Source organism: Pseudonocardia hierapolitana, from assembly GCF_007994075.1.
Classification (GTDB): domain Bacteria; phylum Actinomycetota; class Actinomycetes; order Mycobacteriales; family Pseudonocardiaceae; genus Pseudonocardia; species Pseudonocardia hierapolitana.
Genome location: NZ_VIWU01000001.1, coordinates 3029278 through 3046969 on the forward strand (window position 1 = coordinate 3029278; position 17692 = coordinate 3046969).

Here is a 17692-nt window from a genome sequence, read left to right on the forward strand (position 1 = left end):
TGGGGCCGGAACGTCGGAACCGACGCCCACCCCATATCCGGCCCACCGCGCGCCGACCGTCGCCGGCCGGCCCGGCCCCCGACGTGGCCGGCCGGCGGCGGTCTACCTCGGGGCCGTGCCTACGCACGGCCCGGCCCGCCGGTCGGGAGCACCGGTCGCCGCGGACGGCCCGCCCAGCGCCGCCAGCACCACGTCGAGCACCGCCAGCGCCCCCGACTTGTCCAGTGGGGCATTGCCGTTGCCGCACTTCGGCGACTGCACGCAGGACGGGCATCCGGTGCGGCACTCGCAGTCGGCGATCGCAGCACGGGTGGCGGCCAGCCAGCGGCCGAGCACCGCGTGCCCGCGCTCGGCGAAGCCCGCGCCCCCCGGGTGGCCGTCGTGCACGAACACGGTGGGCCGTCCGGTGTGCGGGTGCAGCGCGGTGGACATGCCCCCGACGTCCCAGCGGTCGCAGATGGCGAAGAGCGGCAGGAGACCGATCGCGGCGTGCTCGGCGGCGTGGAGCGCGCCGGGGATCCGCCGGGGCGGCACTCCCGCCGCCACGAGCGCCTCCTCGTCCACGTCGTACCAGACCCCTCGGGTGCGCAACACCTGCTCGGGCAGGTCCAGCGGGGTGGTTGCCAGCACGGTGCCGTCCGGGGCCCGTCGCAGGTACTCCACCACCTGCGAGGTCACGGTCACCTCGCCGAACGACACCCGCACCGGGCCGAGGTCGCGCTGATCGAGTACGCGCGCCACCTCGACGTCGGCCGTGGACCGCGCGTCGGTGCGGAACCCGGGGTCGGCCGCCGCCACCACGGCGATCCCGGCCTCGAGATCCAACTGCTGCACGAGGTAGGTCTCGCCGCGGTGCAGGTACACCGCGCCGGAGTGCACGGTCGCGGGAGCGGACGCGCCGTCCACCGTGCCGAGCATGCGGCCGGTCTCCGCCTCCACCACGGCCACCTGGCCGAGGCCAGAGCCCCTGATGTCCACCGCACCGGCGGGCCGTTCCCTCGTGGACGGCCAGTACCAGCCGGTCGGTCTGCGGCGCAGCACCCCGTCGGACACGAGCTCGTCGAGCACGGCGGCCGCGGGCGGGCCGCCGAAGACGTCGCGCACGTCGTCGTCGGTCACGGGCAGCTCGGCCGCGGCGCAGACGAGCTGGGGGCCCAGCACGTAGGGGTTCGCCGGATCGAGCACACAGCCCTCCACCGGGGCGCCCAGGAGGGCGTCCGGGTGGTGTACGAGATAGGTGTCCATGGGGTCGTCCCGCGCCACGAGCACCACGAGCGCCTCGTCACGGGCGCGGCCGGCACGTCCGGACTGCTGCCAGAACGACGCGCGGGTGCCCGGGAAGCCCGCCACCACCACCGCGTCGAGGCCTGCGATGTCCACGCCGAGCTCGAGCGCGTTCGTGGTCGCCATGCCGAGAAGCTCACCGTCGGCGAGCGACGCCTCGAGGGCGCGCCGTTCCTCGGGCAGGTACCCGCCACGGTAGGCGGCCACCCGAGGCGCGAGGCCCGGGTCGACGTCGGCGAGCAACCGTTGCGCGGTGAGCGCGGCCACCTCGGCGCCGCGCCGGGAGCGCACGAACACGAGCGTGCGCGCCCCCTCGACCACCAGGTCGGCGAGCATCCGGGCGGCCTCGGTGCCGGCGGGCCTGCGCACCGGTGCCCCGTTCTCGCCGGTCAGCTCCGGGAGCAGGGGCGGCTCCCACAGCGCGACGGTACGCCCCGACGCGGGCGAGCCGTCGTCGGTCACCGCCACCACCTGCCGCCCGGTGAGTCGAGCGGCGAATTCCGCAGGCTCGGCCACCGTGGCCGAGGCGAGCACGAGGGTGGGGCGCGAGCCGTAGCGCGCACACACGCGCAGCAGCCTGCGCAGCAGCAGTGCCACGTGCGAGCCGAACACACCCCGGTAGGTGTGGCACTCGTCCACCACCACGAACTGCAGCCTGCGCAGGAACATCGCCCACTGGCCGTGCCTCGGCAGCAGCGCGCGGTGCAGCATGTCCGGGTTGCTGAACACCCAGCGCCCGTGCCGCCGCGCCCAGTCACGCGCGTCGGTCGGCGTGTCGCCGTCGAACGGGGTGGCACGCACGTCGGGCACGGCGAGCGCGTCCAGCGCGCGCAGCTGGTCGGCCGCGAGCGCCTTGGTAGGCGACAGGTAGAGGGCGGTGGCCTTGGGGTCCTGCGCGAACCGCGCGAGCACGGGCAGCTGGTAGGCCAGCGACTTCCCCGACGCCGTCCCGGTGGCGACCACGACGTCCCTGCCCGCCCAGGCCAGCTCGGCCGCCTCGGCCTGGTGGGTCCACGGCGCCGGCACCCCCAGACGGCCCCACGCCTCCCGCAGCCGATGTGGCGCCCACTCCGGCCAGGCCGCGGTCCGCCCGGTCCGCGGCGGGAGCCGCACCGCGTGCCGCAGCGGACCGGCCTCGTCGCCATCAGACGGCGCCTCGCCCCCGGCGAGCAGGCGGCGCAGCAGGATTTCGCCCCGCCCCTCCTGTTCGCGCCCGTCACCCACGGTGTCCGAGGTTGGCACACCGCACCGACGGTCTCTCCCTCCGGTGCCCTCGGCCCGACGAGTCGATCAGCCGACGGTGAGGGGGCTCACTGCGCGGTGGCGAAAGCCACACACTTACACTGCACGCGCCTGTACCGCGCCCACGTGGGGCGACGGGTTCTCCAAGACGCCAGGGTTGCCGTCCGTGCTCCCTGGCCCGTTTCGTTAGTGACCAGGAGGACGGATGTCCGTGTCCACCCTCGCCGCGAGCGATCTGACGCTCGCGGGGGGCGACTACGCCATCGTCGGCGTGGTCGCGGTGGTCGCGCTCGCCGCACTGGCCATCGGCTTCGTCCTGCTCCGGGAGGTTCTCGCTGCCGGCGAGGGCACCTCGAAGATGCAGGACATCGGTCGAGCGGTCCAGGAAGGCGCCGCGGCGTACCTCAACCGCCAGTTCCGCACACTCGGCATCTTCGTCGTGGTCGTGTTCGTACTGCTGTTCGCGCTGCCGGGAGACATCGGCGAGCGCGTGGGGCGGTCGATCTTCTTCGTCATCGGCGCCGTGTTCTCGGCCACGATCGGCTACCTCGGAATGTGGTTGGCCACCCGCGCCAACATCCGGGTCGCTGCGGCCTCCAACGAGACCGGCGGCCGTGAGAAGGCCATGCGCATCGCGTTCCGCACCGGTGGTGTGGTCGGGATGTTCACGGTCGGCCTCGGCCTCTTCGGCGCCGCGGTGGTCGTGCTGGTCTACACCGGCCAGGCCCCGAAGGTGCTGGAGGGCTTCGGCTTCGGAGCGGCGCTGCTCGCCATGTTCATGCGTGTCGGCGGTGGCATCTTCACCAAGGCCGCCGACGTGGGCGCCGACCTCGTCGGCAAGGTCGAGCAGGGCATCCCCGAGGACGACCCGCGCAACGCGGCCACCATCGCCGACAACGTCGGCGACAACGTCGGCGACTGCGCCGGGATGGCCGCCGACCTGTTCGAGTCGTACGCGGTCACCCTCGTCGCGGCCCTGATCCTGGGCACCGCGGCGTTCGGCCAGCAGGGCCTGCTGTTCCCGCTGATCGTGCCGGCCATCGGGGTGCTCACCGCCGTCGTCGGTGTCTACATCACGCGCGCCCGGGAGGGCGAGGGCGGCCTCAAGGCCATCAACCGCAGCTTCTACATCTCCGCGGTCATCTCGGCCGTGCTGTGCGTGATCGCCGCCTTCGTGTACCTGCCGTCGAGCTTCGACGCGCTGACCTCGCCGAGCGACGCCAGCGTCGTCGCCGCCATGGCCGGATCCGACCCGCGCGTGATCGCATCGGTCGCGGTGATCATCGGCATCGTGCTGGCCGGCGTGATCCTCTGGCTCACCGGCTACTTCACCGGCACCGAGGACAAGCCGGTGAAGACGGTCGGCGAGTCCTCGCTCACCGGGCCGGCAACGGTCATCCTCGCCGGCATCTCGATCGGCTTCGAGTCGGCCGTCTACACCGCGCTCGTGATCAGCGCTGCCGTCTTCGGGGCGTTCGCGCTGGCCACGGGCTCGATCACGGTGGCGCTGTTCGCCGTGGCCCTTGCCGGCACCGGCCTGCTCACCACGGTCGGCGTGATCGTCGCGATGGACACCTTCGGCCCGGTCTCCGACAACGCGCAGGGCATCGCCGAGATGTCCGGCGACGTCGAGGGCGACGGGGTCGGCATCCTCACCGAGCTGGACGCGGTGGGCAACACCACCAAGGCCATCACGAAGGGCATTGCGATCGCCACGGCGGTGCTCGCCGCCACGGCCCTGTTCGGGTCGTACCGCGACGCGATCAACCAGGCGCTCACCGAGGCAGGCGGCACGCTCGCCGACGCGGGCACCGCGTTCGCCTTCGAGGTGTTCGCGCCGAACACGCTCGTCGGTGTGATCATCGGCGCGAGCGTCGTGTTCATGTTCTCCGGGCTCGCGATCAACGCCGTCACGCGCGCGGCGGGAGCGATCGTGTTCGAGGTCCGCCGGCAGTTCCGGGAGGACCCCGGGATCATGGAGGGCACCGTCCGCCCGGAGTACGGCCGCGTCGTGGACATCTGCACCCGCGACTCGCTGCGCGAGCTGGCCACCCCCGGCCTGCTCGCGATCTTCGCCCCGATCGCCGTCGGCTTCGGCCTCGGCGTCGGCCCTCTCGCCGGCTACCTGGCCGGCGCGATCGCCACCGGCACGCTGATGGCCATCTTCCTGGCCAACTCCGGCGGCGCGTGGGACAACGCGAAGAAGCTCGTGGAGGACGGCAACCACGGTGGCAAGGGCTCGTCGGCGCACGAGGCCACGGTCATCGGCGACACGGTCGGCGACCCGTTCAAGGACACCGCGGGCCCGGCCATCAACCCGCTGATCAAGGTGATGAACCTGGTCTCGGTGCTGATCGCCCCGGCGATCGTGACGTTCTCGGTGGGCGACTCGGCATCCACGCCGATCCGCATCCTGATCGCGCTCGTCGCGGCCGCGATCATCGTCGCGGCGGTCGTCGTGTCCAAGCGCCGGTCCACCAGCATCGCCGACACCCCGGCGGAGAGCACGGTCAGCTGACCGCATCTGCTCAACACGGAGGCCGTTCACCCGTACGGGTGGACGGCCTCCGTCGTTGATAGGGCAAGCGCCAGCCCCCGGGAGGACCCATGAGGACGCGCACGATCAGCTGCACCGTCGCCGCGCTCGCGGCGATCGCCGCCGGGTGCGGCGGCTCGCCCACGCCGAGCGATGAGGCCGTGGCCTGGACGAACCAGGTGTGCGGGGCGCTCTCCGGCTTCACACGGGCGGCGACGACGAGCCCCCGGATCGACCCCGCCGATCCGGCGGCCGCTGTGCAGGAGCTGGACCGGTACCTCCTGGCGACGTCCGACGAGCTGCAGCGTTCCCTCACCGCACTGGGCACCGTCGGCGCGGCGCCGGTGGACGGCGGCGACTCGTACGTCGGCCGCCTCGAGGAGGCGCTGCGCGGCATCCGGAGCGGATTCGACTCGGCGCGCACGCAGCTCGCCGCCATCGACGTGTCCGACCGGGCGGAGCTGGCGACGGCCGTACCGGCCGCCCTGGCCCCCCTGCAGGAGCTGCGGAACCTCCCCGCGCCCACCGAGGGGATGCGGGCCAGCGAGCAGCTCGCTGCGGCGAGCGAGCAGGCGGAGAACTGCCGCCGGCTCCGCTCGACCAGCGCGCCTGAGGGCTGACCGGAGACACCGCCCCGCCGCCGTAGAGGGCCGGTGCGGAGTGCGTCCGGCCTCCGGGCACACTGTCCGGTGACCGTGTCCCCACGCGCCGGGAGCAGCCACATGCCCCGTATCACCCCGTCCGCCCTCCTCCTTCCGGCCGTCGCGGCCCTGGCACTGAGCGGTGGATGCACCACCTCCGTATCAGGGGCCGCCTCCGCCGACGGTGCCGCGGTCGAGCAGGGCGCCGTGGCGTGGGTCGACCAGATCTGCGGCTCGCTCCTGCCGTACGTCGAGGCCGCGGGCTCGCCGCCGCAACCGACCGAGGCACCGGACGCGGCGACCCTCGTCCGCGACATCACCAACTACCTCAGCGAGTCCGAGCAGAGCGCCGGGGCCGCGGTCACCGGCATGACCGCTGCCGGACCGGCACCGGTCGCGGGGGGCGACGAGATCGTCCGGCGGCTGCGCAGCACGCTGGAGACGATGCAGGCGTCGCTGCGGGACGCACGGAGCCGGATCGAGCGGGTCGACATCAACAACCGGCAGGAGCTGCAGCGCGAGGTGCCCGCCGCGATCGAGTCGGTGGAGCGGCTCGCGAACACCCCGAGCCCCATGGCGGACCTGCAGCGCAACCCCGAGCTCGCCCAGGCGGGCAGGGAAGCCGCAGGCTGTCAGCAGATCGCGCGTGTGGTGGGGAGGTGATCGCATGACCCGCTGGTCCTGGCGCGGGTCGGTCCAGATCCGGATGCTCGCCACCGCAACGTTCGTCGTCACGGCTCTGCTCACCGCGGGCTGCACGACCACGGTGGGGGGCACACCGGCGGCCGACACGGAACCCGTGCCGAGCGAGGGCCCGGGGAGCGACCCGGTCGCATGGGCGGATCGGGTCTGCGAGGCCGCGTTGAGCTTCGCCGTGCCCGCGACGTCGGCCCCGGACTTCTCACGGACGAGCGACCTGCCCGCGATCCAGCGGGCGGTCAGCTCCTACCTGGGGACCGTCGTCACCGGCGCCCGGCAGGGCAAGGCCCAGCTGGCCGAGGTGGGCAGCGCCCCTGAGCCGGGAGGTGATGAGGCCGCCCGCCGCGCACAGGACGCGCTGGGGGCCCTCGAGGAGGATTTCGGCGGGGTCAAGGCCACGGTGGACGGCATGAACCCGAATGATCCTGCGGCCTTCATGACGACCCTGGCCCAGGTGGAGTCGAAGGTCGCGGCGGTCGACCCGCCGAACCCGCTCGGCGATCTCACCACCGCGCCCCGGCTGTACCGGGCGGCCGAGCGCTCGCCGCAGTGCCAGCGGCTGTCCGCTCTGGCGGCCGACACGCCGCGCTAGCGGGGTAGGTGGAACGGCGCGCCCGGTACCACGGATCGAACGGGTGTTCTACTCTGCGCTTCGTGTCGCAGCTGTCGATGTTCTCCGCGGAGGCGCGGCCGCCACAGGTGAGCGACCTGGCGGGGCTGCTCTGCGGTCCGGGACAGATCGCCCGGTTCGGGGCCGGGGACCAGGCCCGCCTCTCGATCGTCCTGCCCGACCCGGCCCGCGCCCCCGCGGTCGCCACCGCGTGCGCCGCCACCGGCATCCCGGTCACCACCGTCCGCACCGAGTCCGGCGCACTCGCGCTGCGCACGGCGTTCCGGTGCGACCTGGTCGGCCTGGCGAAGGCGTGGATGCGGGATTCGGCGAAATGCGTGCCGGAGGGATGGCAACTGGACGGCGCGGCGTTACGGATGTGGGCGCTCGCGGCGGGCAGGCCGGACGGGCGGGGCGGTTACCTCTTGGACCTCGACCCGCAGGCCCCCGAGACGCACCTCCCGCTCATCGCGGCGGCCACGCGGGCAGGCCTCCCACCGGCGCGGATCGGGTCGGGGCCTGCGCTGCGGATCAGCGGCACGCGTCGCGTCGCACGCCTGGTTGAGCTGGTCGGACCGGTCCCGCCGGGGGCCGCGACGGCGGAGTGGCCGAGGTACTGGGGTAGAACGGCGTCTTGACGGGATGGTTACGCTCTCGCGGCGCAGGTCGGCAGCACGTCGGTCCCTCCCCGGTTCCGCAGCTGAATGTGACGAGCGTGACAAAGCGGGTGGGTGTGCGAACGCAGGGTTCCGGCGAAAGCCGCTACCGAGGCCACGCATACTCGGTGTCCTGGCCCCCGTGCAGCCGGCGCGGTGGGTTCCGGGGACGGCCGGTGCGCGTGCCGACGAGAGGCGCTCGCCGACACGTCCGTAGACGATGGAGTAGGACCAGGTGGCAACCGGAACGACGAGTGCGAAGCCAGCGACCGGGAAGGGCGCGGGCGACGGCCGCGCGGCTGGCGGCGGCCGGGGTACCGGCACGTCCACCGGCGCCGCGAACGGGCGACCGACGCGACGGTTGGTGATCGTCGAGTCCGGCACGAAGGCCAAGAAGATCCAGCAGTACCTCGGCCGCGACTACATCGTGGAGGCCTCGGTCGGGCACATCCGCGACCTGCCTCGCGGGGCTGCCGACGTCCCGGCCAAGTACAAGGGCGAGCCCTGGGCCCGTCTCGGTGTCGACGTCGACAACCAGTTCGCGCCGCTCTACATCATCACGCCCGAGAAGAAGGGCAAGGTCGCCGAGCTCAAGGACGCGATGAAGTCGGTGGACGAGGTGCTGCTCGCCACCGACCCCGACCGCGAGGGCGAGGCCATCGCCTGGCACCTGCTCGAAACGCTCAAGCCGAAGATCCCGGTGCGCCGGATGGTCTTCCACGAGATCAGCGAGCCCGCGATCCGCGCCGCCGTGGAGAACCTGCGCGACCTGGACCACGACCTGGTCGACGCCCAGGAGACCCGCCGCATCCTCGACCGCCTCTACGGCTACGAGGTCTCCCCCGTGCTGTGGAAGAAGGTCATGCCGAGGCTCTCGGCGGGCCGGGTGCAGTCGGTGGCCACCCGGATCGTCGTGCAGCGCGAGCGCGAGCGCATGGCGTTCGTCCCGGCGTCCTACTGGGACATCGCGGCGCTGCTCGACGCGGGGGCCGACGCCTCGCCGCGGCAGTTCCCGGCGCGACTGGTCGCCGTCGACGGCACCCGGGTGGCCACGGGGCGCGACTTCGGCTCCGACGGGCAGCTCAAGTCGTCGCGCGGCAAGGACGCGCCGCGGGCGCTGGACGAGGCGAGCGCCCGCCGGCTGGCGGAGGCCCTCGAAGGCCGCGACCTCGCCGTCGAGTCGGTCGAGTCGAAGCCCTACACCCGCAAGCCGTACCCGCCGTTCATGACGTCCACGCTGCAGCAGGAGGCCGGCCGCAAGCTGCGGTTCTCGGCCGACCGCACGATGCGCAGCGCGCAGCGGCTCTACGAGAACGGCTACATCACCTACCTGCGCACCGACTCCACCACGCTGTCGGACACGGCCATCCAGGCCGCCCGCACCCAGGCCCGCGAGCTGTACGGCGCCGAATACGTCTCGCCGCAGCCGCGGCAGTACACGCGCAAGGTCAAGAACGCGCAGGAGGCCCACGAGGCGATCCGGCCGGCGGGCGAGACGTTCCGCACGCCCGGCGAGATCGCGGGCGAGGTCGACGGCGATGATTTCCGGCTCTACGAGCTGATCTGGCAGCGCACGGTGGCCTCCCAGATGGCCGACGCACGCGGCACCACCGTGAGCGTCCGGATCGCCGGCACGGCCGCCACCGGCGAGGACGTCACGTTCGCCGCGTCCGGTCGCACGATCACGTTCCCCGGCTTCCTCAAGGCCTACGTCGAGACCCTCGACGAAGGCAGCGACGGCCAGGCCGACGACGCCGAGTCCCGGCTGCCCGAGCTCACGCAGGGGCAGCCGCTCACGGCGGCGGAGCTGACGCCGGAGGGGCACACCACGAACCCGCCGGCGCGCTACACCGAGCCGAGCCTGATCAAGGCGCTCGAGGACCTCGGGATCGGCCGCCCGTCGACCTACTCGTCGATCATCAAGACCATCCAGGACCGCGGCTACGTCTGGAAGAAGGGCCAGGCGCTGGTGCCGTCTTGGATCGCGTTCGCCGTGGTCGGCCTGCTCGAGCACCACTTCGGGCGGCTGGTCGACTACGACTTCACCGCCGCGATGGAGGACGAGCTCGACGCGATCGCGCAGGGCACCCAGCACCGCACCGACTGGCTGTCGGGCTTCTACTTCGGCGCCGACCAGGGCCGGGAGGGCTCGGTCGCACGCTCCGGTGGGCTGAAGAAGCTCGTGGGCGTCAACCTCGAGGAGATCGACGCCCGCGAGATCAACTCCGTGCCGGTGTTCGACGACGTCGTGGTGCGCGTGGGCCGCTACGGGCCGTACCTGGAGCGCGTGCGCGACGGGCAGTCGCAGCGGGCCAACCTGCCCGACGACCTGCCGCCCGACGAGCTCACCCCCGAGGTGGCCGAGCAGCTGTTCTCGGTGCCGCAGGAGGGCCGCTCGCTCGGCGTCGACCCGGTCACCGGACACGAGATCGTGGCCAAGGAGGGCCGCTACGGGCCCTACGTCACGGAGATCCTCCCTGACACCGAGGCGACGGCCGAGACCAACGGCAACGGCAAGAAGAAGGCCGCCGCGAAGCCCAAGCCCCGCACGAGCTCGCTGTTCAAGTCGATGACCACCGAGTCCGTCACGCTCGATGACGCGCTGCGGCTGCTCTCGCTGCCCCGGCTCGTGGGCACCGACCCGGAGAGCGGTGAGGAGATCACCGCCCAGAACGGCCGCTACGGGCCGTACCTGAAGAAGGGCACCGATTCGCGCTCGCTCGCAGGCGAGGAGCAGCTCTTCACGGTCACGCTCGACGAGGCGCTGGAGCTGTACAAGCAGCCCAAGCAGCGGGGCAGGCGCACCGCCGCGGCCACCCCGCCGCTGCGCGAGCTCGGCAAGGACTCGGCCACCGGGAAGCCGATGGTGATCAAGGACGGGCGGTTCGGCCCGTACGTCACCGACGGCGAGACCAACGCGTCCCTGCGCAAGGGCGACGACGTCGAGAAGATCACCGACGAGCGCGCGAGCGAGCTGCTGGCCGAGCGGCGCGCGAAGGCCGGCACGACGACGAAGAAGGCCCCCGCACGCAGGAAGGCGGCGCCGCGGAAGGCCAAGGCCGAGACGACCGGCTGACCGCGAGTCCGGCATCCCGACCCGGCGAGTCCGGCATCCGGACTCGCCGCGGTCAGGCGGTGAGCAGGCCCTTGACCGCCGCTGCGAGGCGCTTGCCGTCGGCGCGCCCCGCGGCGGCCGCCGACGCGTGCTTCATCACCTGGCCCATCTGCCGCGGCCCCGGCCGCTCGCCGAGCTCGGCCGCGGCCTGTTCGACGGCCGCGCGTGCGATCCCGGCCAGCTCCTCGTCGGAGAGCTGCGCGGGCAGGTAGCGGGCCAGTACCTCGCCCTCGGCGCGCTCCTGGGCGGCGAGTTCGTCTCGGCCCGCTCCGGCGAACGCCTCGGCCGACTCGGCACGCTTCTTGGCCTCCTTGCGGATGATCGCGAGCACCTCGGCGTCGTCGAGCTCCCGCGCCGCATCCCCGGCCACCTCGGCGTTGCCGATGGCCGTCAGCGTCATCCGGAGGGTGGCCTTGACCAGCTCGTCCTTGGACTTCATCGCCGCGGTCAGATCGGACCGCAGCTGCTCCTTGAGAGTGCTCACGGGAGCGCACGCTAATGCACTCCCCACCCGTCGTACCCTGCAGTCGTGAACAGCTGGGCTCGGCTCGCGCTCGGCGCGACCACCACCGGTGCGGCCACCCTCGCCTACGCGGCCGGCATCGAGCGCCGCCGGTGGACCCTCCGGGAGAACACGCTCCCGGTGCTGGCCTCGGGCGCGCGGCCGCTGCGCGTGCTGCACGTCTCGGACCTGCACCTCACACCCCGCCAGTTCAGCAAGCAGCGCTGGGTCGCCCGGCTGGCCGAGCTGGAACCCGATCTCGTCGTCAACACCGGCGACAACCTCGCCCATCCACGTGCCGTGCCCGCCGCCATGGCCGCGCTCGGCCCGCTGCTCGACCTGCCCGGCCTCTTCGTGTTCGGCAGCAACGACTACTTCGGACCGAGACCCAAGAACCCGGCCCGCTACCTGGTGAAGAGCTCCCGTCGCAGCCACGGGGAGCCGCTGCCGTGGCGCGACCTGCGGGCCGCGCTCCTGGAGCGGGGCTGGCACGACGCCACCCACGCCCGCATCGACCTCACCGTCGCCGGGATCGAGGTCGCCGCGGCCGGTGTGGACGACCCGCATCTGGGCCTCGACCGCTACGACCGCGTCGCAGGCCGCCGCGAGAGCGCAGGCCTGCGCCTGGGCCTCACCCACTCCCCCGAGCCACGGGTCCTCGACCGGTTCGCCGCCGACGGCTACGACCTCGTGCTCGCCGGCCACACGCACGGCGGCCAGCTGCGCGTTCCCGGCATCGGTGCGCTCGTCACGAACTGCGGCCTCGACCGCTCCCGCGCCCGCGGCGCGTCCCGCTGGGGCGCCCACACGTGGCTGCACGTCTCGGCCGGGCTGGGCACGTCCCCCTTCGCCCCGGTGCGCTTCGCCTGCCCGCCGGAGGCCACCCTGCTCACCCTCGTTCCCCGGTTGTCGCTCGCATCCGCGGCTCGGGCCACCCCTGCGTCGGCGCCTGTGGACGTCGGCTAGACTCATCGACGGCCCTCGGGCCATCGGGGTGTGGCGCAGCTTGGTAGCGCGCTTCGTTCGGGACGAAGAGGTCGCAGGTTCAAATCCTGTCACCCCGACCAGAAAACACCGGGTCAGGGCCGGTTCTCCATCGGGAGGACCGGCCCTGATTCTGTTCTCCCGGTCGATCTGGGAGAAATCGGGGAGAAGATCTTGCCTAGGCAGGGCGGCGCTCGGTCCGCGCGTGAAGCTCATCGAGCACATCGGCTAGACATCGGTCCCGGGACTCGCCGCGAAGAACGTCGTCGACGTCGTCGTCGGTATCGATGACCCGGACGACGAAGCCTCCTACCGGCCAGCACTCGCCAACCTGGGCTACGACCTTCGCGTTCGCGAGCCCCAGCACCGGTGCTTTCGCGCGGGCGACCCCGACGAACCCGTCAACCTGCACTGCTACCCGCCCGACCACCCGGAGACCCGCAAGTACAGCTGGCAGTGGACCGCATAACGCCATTCACCGGCGGGCGTAGTGGGCGACGATCACGCCCTTGGTGGTCGTGACGCTCCCGGTGAGCTCGAAGTCGGTCAGCCGAGCGGCCCGTCGGACAGCCGCGTGCCACTTCCCAGGGCCAGCGGGTGGATCAGCAGCGTGTAGTCGTCGATCAGGCCGGCGGCGTGCAGGCTTCGGACCAGCGACACGCTGCCGTTGATCGACAGATCGTTGCCCGGCCGCGCCTTCAGCTCCGCCACCGTGTCGACGGCCTCGCCCCGCAGCAGGATCGACTTATGCCACGCGTCCGCGTCGGCTACTCGCTGACCCAGGCGACCCTCGCCGCGGGCACCGTCGGCGCCTTCCAGGTCCTCGGACGGCTGGCCTGCACAACGTTGCAGCCCCGGTTCCCCGCGCAGCGCACGGCGGTCCTGCTGTTCGTCGCGCAGGCGGCCGCCCTTCCCGCCCCGCTGCTCGCCACCGGCCACGGGCCGGCAGCCACTGTCGCCGTCATCACGCTGGTCGTGTTCTTCGGCTCGGGTACGGGCTGCCCGACCTGCTGCGCGGCACCCTGCTCGTCGGCTACTACGGACCGAGCCATTACCCCCGCATCAACGGGATAGTCGCGATCTTCGTGGTCGCCGCGCGTGCCGCCGGCCCCCTGCTCGCCGGCCTCGGCGTCGCCGCCTTCGGCGGCCACTCCGCCACCCTGGTCGGCGCGGCGGTCCTGACAGCGGTCGCCGCCTGTGCCCTGCATCGCGCTCACCGCGCGTTCACCACTGAATCGGGCGCCGGCTGAACCGGACGACCGGCGTCCGGTCAGGGTTGCGTTGTCGGGATCGGGAGTTCGGCCGCCACCGTCGTGCCCTCGTCCGGGTCGGTCCGGACCGAGAGCCGGCCATCCAGCACCCTCGACGAAGACCATGGAGGCGTCGATGTGCTCGGTCGATTTGGTCAGGGCCTCGGACACGAGGTAGTAGGCGGCGACCTCGATCGGCTCCGGCAGCCGTCCGCCGACCTGAACGCCCGGACCCGGCACCGCTCCGGGGATCAGGAAGAGCGGCCGAATCTGATCAGAGCTTGTCCACCGCCTGCTTCACCAGCACACCGACCCGGTCCTTGTCAGCGGTCGCGGGACCGCTCACCGCCACCATCACCGGTGTCCCGCCGACGACCTTCACGGCCGAGAACGTCGCGACCTCGTCCTCGGTGTAGTAGACGGCACCCTCACCGATTCCACCGACCCGTTCGGCGCCGGCCTTCTTATCCAGAATCGCCTTGATCATCTGATCAGGGGTGACCTTGTTGCCCTCGTAGACCGAGGCGACCAGCGCGGCCGCGTCTTCCCCGCCTACTGCGTAGGAACAGACGAAGGCCTGACCGCCATTGGCGAGTTTCTGCGGCGCTGCCTCCGTTCCGGTGGCCCCGGAGATCGAGAACGCCTCATCGACTTCGCTGGTCTCGACGAACGGACAGGCCCCCGTGATCTCGGCGGCCGTCCGCAGGCCGGCCGGGCTCGACTGGCCGCCCGCGCTCGGAGTGGGCTGCGCGGTCGCCGGTGCGACCGCGCTGGCGGATCCGGCGGAACTGCTCCCCGAACATGCTGACATCAACGGCAATGCAGCTGCCACGACCGTCAGCGCGGCCCAGCGGACGGAAGTCCTGACACTTTTCGACACGAAGGTATTCACCACTATCGGTTGCTCGGAAGGATGATCGACGCAAGCTACTCCACGCGATCCACTCTCCAATCGATCACCCTTTTGGCCGCCTTTAAAGGTGCGGACGGCGGAATTATTGATGGTGCAGATGTCAGGAGTGTGACGAGTCCGTCGGGTGCCGGACGGGCGGCCTCCGGCCTAGTACTCCAGCCGTAGATCGTTACGCGCGTCCCTGAGCGGTCTTCTGACGCTGGTAGTGGCTTGTTCGAGCGTGGTATTGGTGGCGTCGTCGCCATCGTGACCACGCCAGCGGGCAAGCGAGGGTGCGGGTGGGTTCGACGAGGAACGTGACGAGGAGTCGCCGGATCTCGTTGCAGGTCAGCGCGATCAGCCCGGCCTGTGCGGGCTGGTCGGCGTGGGCGTGTGCGGCGATGACGGCGAGCAACGCGTGGGCGAGCATCGCGAGCAGGGTCCACCGGCGCCAGGAAGTCCATCGGCGGACCTGGTGTTGGTCGAGGCCGGCCAGGCCCTTCGCGGTCTGGAAGGACTCCTCGACGGTCCAGCGGCGGCCCGCGACCCGGACCAGCTCGCGCAGCGGCACCGGATCGGGGCTGTAGCAGCGGTAGTACGCGCACTCGCCGGTGTCGCGGCGGCGCCGCACCAGCAGCCACGAGCACGCCGACTCCGGTGACTGCGCTGGCGGGGTCAGCGTGATCAACGCCCGCGCTACGTCTGGGACCGCCACGCCGCCGAGATGACGAACTATGGCTGGAGTACTAGGAGCTGTTTAAGAAGTGTCGCTGGCCAGGGGGCGTAGCCAGATGTCGATGGCGGCGACCTGGACGGTTGCGGCGTAGCACAGCAAGAGTTTGTCGTAGCGGGTAGCGACCGCACAGTAGTGTTTGAGCAGGTTGATGCCGCATTCGACGGCGTGCCGGTCGCGGTAAGCTTCCGGATCGAACACCGGTGGGCGCCCGCCGCGTGAGCCGCGCTTGGTCCGGTTCGCGGCCTGGTCGGCCTTGACCGGGATGGTCCCGGGATGCGGCGGCAGCGCAGGTAGGCGCGGTTCGCGCGCGAGGAGTAGGCATTGTCGGCCAGCACCCGATCCGGGCGGGTGCGCGGGCGCCCGGGCCCGAGGCGGGGCACCCGGATCTGCTCGAGCACCGGCACGAACTGTGGACTGTCACCGCGCTGGCCGGCGGTGAACACCAGCGCGAGGGGTTTGCGGCCCTGCTCACACGCGAGGTCGATCTTGGTGGTGAGGCCGCCTCGGGAACGGCCCAGCCCGTGATCGGCCGGTTCCGGGCCGGGCGGCTCGACCTGCTGATCAGGGTGGTGGCGGGCGCCGGCGGCGTGCTGGTGGGCCCGGTTGATCGTGGCGTCCACCGACACCTGCCAGGTGATCAGCCCGGCGGCGTCGGCGAAGCCCTGCAGGGTGATCTGGATCCGGGTCCAGATCCCGTCGAGCTGCCAGCGGCGGAACAGCCCGTAGATCGACTGCCAGTGGCCGTAGCGCTCGGGAACGTCGCGCCAGGGCGCGCCGTCCCGGACCCGCCAGCGGATGCCGTCCAGCAGTTGGCGGCGGCTCCACTTCGGTGGCCGACCAGGGCGTTTCCCCTTCGGCAGCAGCGGCGCCACGATCCGCCACTGCCGGTCGGTCAGGTCTTTGCATGCTCCGATCGATAGGCTGGCCAACGAGGTCTCCGGACAGATGATGATCTTCTTCGTCGTTGATCCACCTACCGGAGACCTCACTCATCTCCAGGCACCGACACACCCCGCGCCGAGCCAGCGCGACGACTTCCTAAACAGCTCCTAGCTAGCGAGGGGTATCGGCGTCGGCAGCTCCAGGAACTACGGTGAGCACGATTCGTACCCTCCCGACCGGCGTAGGCGCGCCGATCTTGCTTGATCGCCTCAAGATCGCCGGAAGGGTACGCCCCCGGTAATCCAGAGATTCCAATCATTGCTCCCGGAAGGTCATAGGTTCTCAGTCATGGACAGAGACGATGCGACCCACCAAGATGAGCCGACCGGCAGCGACTGGAGAGAGAGCAGATTCTTCCAACGTCGGCCCTCCACGGATGCTCTCGCCTGGGCTGCGGCGTCTATAGGTGAGGGCAGTCGCATCGTCGGGCATCGCCGATTGACCGGTGGCGTCAACTCTGCCGTCCATCGCTTGACGGTTGAGCGACACGACACACGAACCACTGTGGTATTGCGGCAGTACCCGCCGGGCAAGGCGGCGCTTCGGGCCGCCATGGAGAAGGAAATCGTCAACTTAAACGTGGTGGCAGGAAGCGGGCTTCCGGTGCCGAGGATTCTGGCGGCTGATGTTGCCGGCGTTGCCACGAAGGGTGCGCCCTCTCTGCTGATGACACGGTTACCTGGCCGCATTCACCTGAATCCGGCGGAGCACGGGTCGTGGATAGCGAGGATCGCAGAGTTCGCCGCCCTACTGCATTCCGTCGACCTTCCAGCGCCGACTTTTCGGCCTTGGACTGACTCGTGGATCGCACCTCTTGGTCGTTTTCGGGTGCCAGACGGCGCGCAGCGGCCTGAAGTGTGGAAGGCAGCCTTCAATGTCATGGAAGCACCACCACCTAAGGATGGTGACGTCTTCCTGCACTGCGACTACCTACCTGTCAATCTGCTTTGGTCGCGCGGCAAGATCACGGGACTCACCGACTGGAATGGAATTCACCGAGGATCTCGTGCCATCGACGTCGGACAGTGTCGGCGATACCTGACTTCACTTTATTCGCCTAATTGGGCCGAGCGGCTCCGGTTGCTGTACGAATCAATCGCGGGCGCAACTCTCGACCCGTGGTGGGACTTGTACACCCTGCTTCACCATGATGACAAGGGACCCAAGTTGATTCGCCGCCAGGTTGCAGGGCGCCGCCCAGTCGATGTGTCTGGCATGACGGCTCGTGTCGAGGTCGCCGTAGAGAAGGCGCTGCAGCGCCTCGGTTAATACTGCAATGGCGGTCCGTGGGCCATGAGGGTCGGTGGACGCGGTGGCGGTAGTGGTTGGCGCAGACATGGTGTTGTCGTCGGCGGCGCCAAGTCGACCCCGATGCACATCGCGGCCTCCGAGTAGGTGCTGCATCCCGTGCGGATCGCTGTCCCCGGCGTGCTCGGCGATCGTCCAGCAGTTCTTGCGCGGCAGGTCGGCCAGCGGCCCGAGCACGAACTTCCGGGCCCGACGGCGCGTCTCGACCCGGGTGAACCCCAGCCATCCGATCGAGCAGCCCTTATCGGTCTAGGCCGCCACCGGCCGGGTTCTACGCTGTGGCCCACGGCCACCG

Annotated in this window: 14 protein-coding genes, 1 tRNA gene and 3 pseudogenes; 11 read left to right on the plus strand and 7 right to left on the minus strand. The window is 71.3% G+C overall.

Going from position 1 to position 17692, the window contains the following annotated elements; genetic code table 11:
• Positions 1 to 102: 102 nt before the first annotated feature.
• Positions 103 to 2508: a DEAD/DEAH box helicase gene (locus tag FHX44_RS14495; RefSeq protein WP_246170379.1), complete on the minus strand. Its 2406-nt coding sequence runs from the start codon at positions 2506 to 2508 to the stop codon at positions 103 to 105.
• A 223-nt stretch (positions 2509 to 2731) separates the two neighbouring features.
• On the opposite strand from FHX44_RS14495, the gene FHX44_RS14500 reads away from it, so the two are divergent.
• The 6 genes from FHX44_RS14500 (at position 2732) to topA (ending at position 10744) form a co-directional block, all read left to right on the plus strand.
• Positions 2732 to 5044, plus strand: coding sequence for a sodium-translocating pyrophosphatase (locus FHX44_RS14500; RefSeq protein ID WP_147256288.1), 2313 nt, complete (start codon positions 2732 to 2734; stop codon positions 5042 to 5044).
• Between the two features lie 89 nt (positions 5045 to 5133).
• A complete protein-coding gene (locus tag FHX44_RS14505) occupies positions 5134 to 5682 on the plus strand; it encodes a hypothetical protein (protein WP_147256289.1) in 549 nt (182 codons plus the stop codon).
• Positions 5683 to 5784: 102 nt separating this feature from the next.
• Entirely contained in the window at positions 5785 to 6366 is a 582-nt protein-coding gene (locus FHX44_RS14510; RefSeq protein WP_147256290.1) for a hypothetical protein, read from the plus strand.
• Positions 6367 to 6370: 4 nt separating this feature from the next.
• Positions 6371 to 6994 carry a hypothetical protein gene (locus tag FHX44_RS14515; protein ID WP_147256291.1) on the plus strand — a complete coding sequence of 208 codons (624 nt, stop codon included), beginning with the start codon at positions 6371 to 6373 and terminating at the stop codon, positions 6992 to 6994.
• A 62-nt stretch (positions 6995 to 7056) separates the two neighbouring features.
• Positions 7057 to 7650, plus strand: coding sequence for a hypothetical protein (locus FHX44_RS14520; RefSeq protein WP_147256292.1), 594 nt, complete (start codon positions 7057 to 7059; stop codon positions 7648 to 7650).
• A 253-nt stretch (positions 7651 to 7903) separates the two neighbouring features.
• Positions 7904 to 10744, plus strand: coding sequence for a type I DNA topoisomerase (gene topA, locus FHX44_RS14525; protein ID WP_147256293.1), 2841 nt, complete (start codon positions 7904 to 7906; stop codon positions 10742 to 10744).
• Positions 10745 to 10796: 52 nt separating this feature from the next.
• Here the strand turns inward: topA and FHX44_RS14530 are convergent, their stop codons facing one another.
• Complete coding sequence (locus tag FHX44_RS14530; RefSeq protein ID WP_147256294.1) at positions 10797 to 11267, minus strand: GatB/YqeY domain-containing protein; 471 nt, start codon at positions 11265 to 11267, stop codon at positions 10797 to 10799.
• Between the two features lie 45 nt (positions 11268 to 11312).
• Between FHX44_RS14530 and FHX44_RS14535 the strand changes: the two genes are divergently transcribed.
• The 3 genes and pseudogenes from FHX44_RS14535 to FHX44_RS44200 form a co-directional block, all read left to right on the plus strand.
• Positions 11313 to 12251, plus strand: a complete 939-nt coding sequence (locus tag FHX44_RS14535; protein WP_147256295.1) for a metallophosphoesterase — start codon at positions 11313 to 11315, stop codon at positions 12249 to 12251.
• A gap of 24 nt (positions 12252 to 12275) precedes the next feature.
• A tRNA-Pro gene (locus tag FHX44_RS14540) sits at positions 12276 to 12352 on the plus strand.
• A gap of 161 nt (positions 12353 to 12513) precedes the next feature.
• Positions 12514 to 12738 (plus strand): annotated as a pseudogene (locus FHX44_RS44200) (GrpB family protein); the annotation flags it as partial.
• Positions 12739 to 12815: 77 nt separating this feature from the next.
• On the opposite strand, the gene FHX44_RS14550 reads toward FHX44_RS44200, so the two are convergent.
• Positions 12816 to 13208, minus strand: coding sequence for a dihydrofolate reductase family protein (locus tag FHX44_RS14550; protein WP_246170380.1), 393 nt, complete (start codon positions 13206 to 13208; stop codon positions 12816 to 12818).
• Positions 13209 to 13354: 146 nt separating this feature from the next.
• Here FHX44_RS14550 and FHX44_RS42145 point away from each other — a divergent pair, with 146 nt between their 5' ends.
• Positions 13355 to 13519 (plus strand): hypothetical protein, encoded by a 165-nt coding sequence (locus FHX44_RS42145; protein WP_170308906.1) that lies wholly within the window; start codon positions 13355 to 13357, stop codon positions 13517 to 13519.
• 274 nt (positions 13520 to 13793) lie between these two features.
• Here FHX44_RS42145 and FHX44_RS14555 read toward each other — a convergent pair whose 3' ends face one another.
• From FHX44_RS14555 to FHX44_RS14565, 3 genes and pseudogenes are all read right to left on the minus strand, one after another.
• The gene (locus FHX44_RS14555; RefSeq protein WP_147256296.1) at positions 13794 to 14411 is read right to left on the minus strand and encodes a hypothetical protein; all 618 of its coding nucleotides are present in this window, start codon (positions 14409 to 14411) and stop codon (positions 13794 to 13796) included.
• 190 nt (positions 14412 to 14601) lie between these two features.
• Positions 14602 to 15102, minus strand: a pseudogene (locus FHX44_RS42150) (IS701 family transposase); the annotation flags it as partial.
• A 66-nt stretch (positions 15103 to 15168) separates the two neighbouring features.
• Positions 15169 to 16076 (minus strand): IS5 family transposase gene (locus FHX44_RS14565; RefSeq protein ID WP_246170948.1). Its coding sequence is split into 2 segments (ribosomal slippage): positions 15169 to 15419 and positions 15419 to 16076, totalling 909 coding nucleotides; the frame shifts between segments, so codons are not numbered across the junction.
• A 301-nt stretch (positions 16077 to 16377) separates the two neighbouring features.
• On the opposite strand from FHX44_RS14565, the gene FHX44_RS14570 reads away from it, so the two are divergent.
• Positions 16378 to 17358 (plus strand): phosphotransferase family protein, encoded by a 981-nt coding sequence (locus tag FHX44_RS14570; protein WP_147256297.1) that lies wholly within the window; start codon positions 16378 to 16380, stop codon positions 17356 to 17358.
• A gap of 120 nt (positions 17359 to 17478) precedes the next feature.
• Here FHX44_RS14570 and FHX44_RS14575 read toward each other — a convergent pair.
• Positions 17479 to 17642 (minus strand): annotated as a pseudogene (locus FHX44_RS14575) (IS701 family transposase); the annotation flags it as partial.
• Positions 17643 to 17692: the final 50 nt, after the last annotated feature.

Excerpts from the sequence above, each read along its gene's own strand:
- FHX44_RS14500 (WP_147256288.1), top strand. The coding sequence starts at position 2,732 with ATGTCCGTGTCCACCCTCGCCGCGAGCGATCTGACGCTCGCGGGGGGC.
- FHX44_RS14505 (WP_147256289.1), top strand. The coding sequence starts at position 5,134 with ATGAGGACGCGCACGATCAGCTGCACCGTCGCCGCGCTCGCGGCGATC.
- FHX44_RS14510 (WP_147256290.1), top strand. The coding sequence starts at position 5,785 with ATGCCCCGTATCACCCCGTCCGCCCTCCTCCTTCCGGCCGTCGCGGCC.
- FHX44_RS14515 (WP_147256291.1), top strand. The coding sequence starts at position 6,371 with ATGACCCGCTGGTCCTGGCGCGGGTCGGTCCAGATCCGGATGCTCGCC.
- FHX44_RS14570 (WP_147256297.1), top strand. The coding sequence starts at position 16,378 with ATGGACAGAGACGATGCGACCCACCAAGATGAGCCGACCGGCAGCGAC.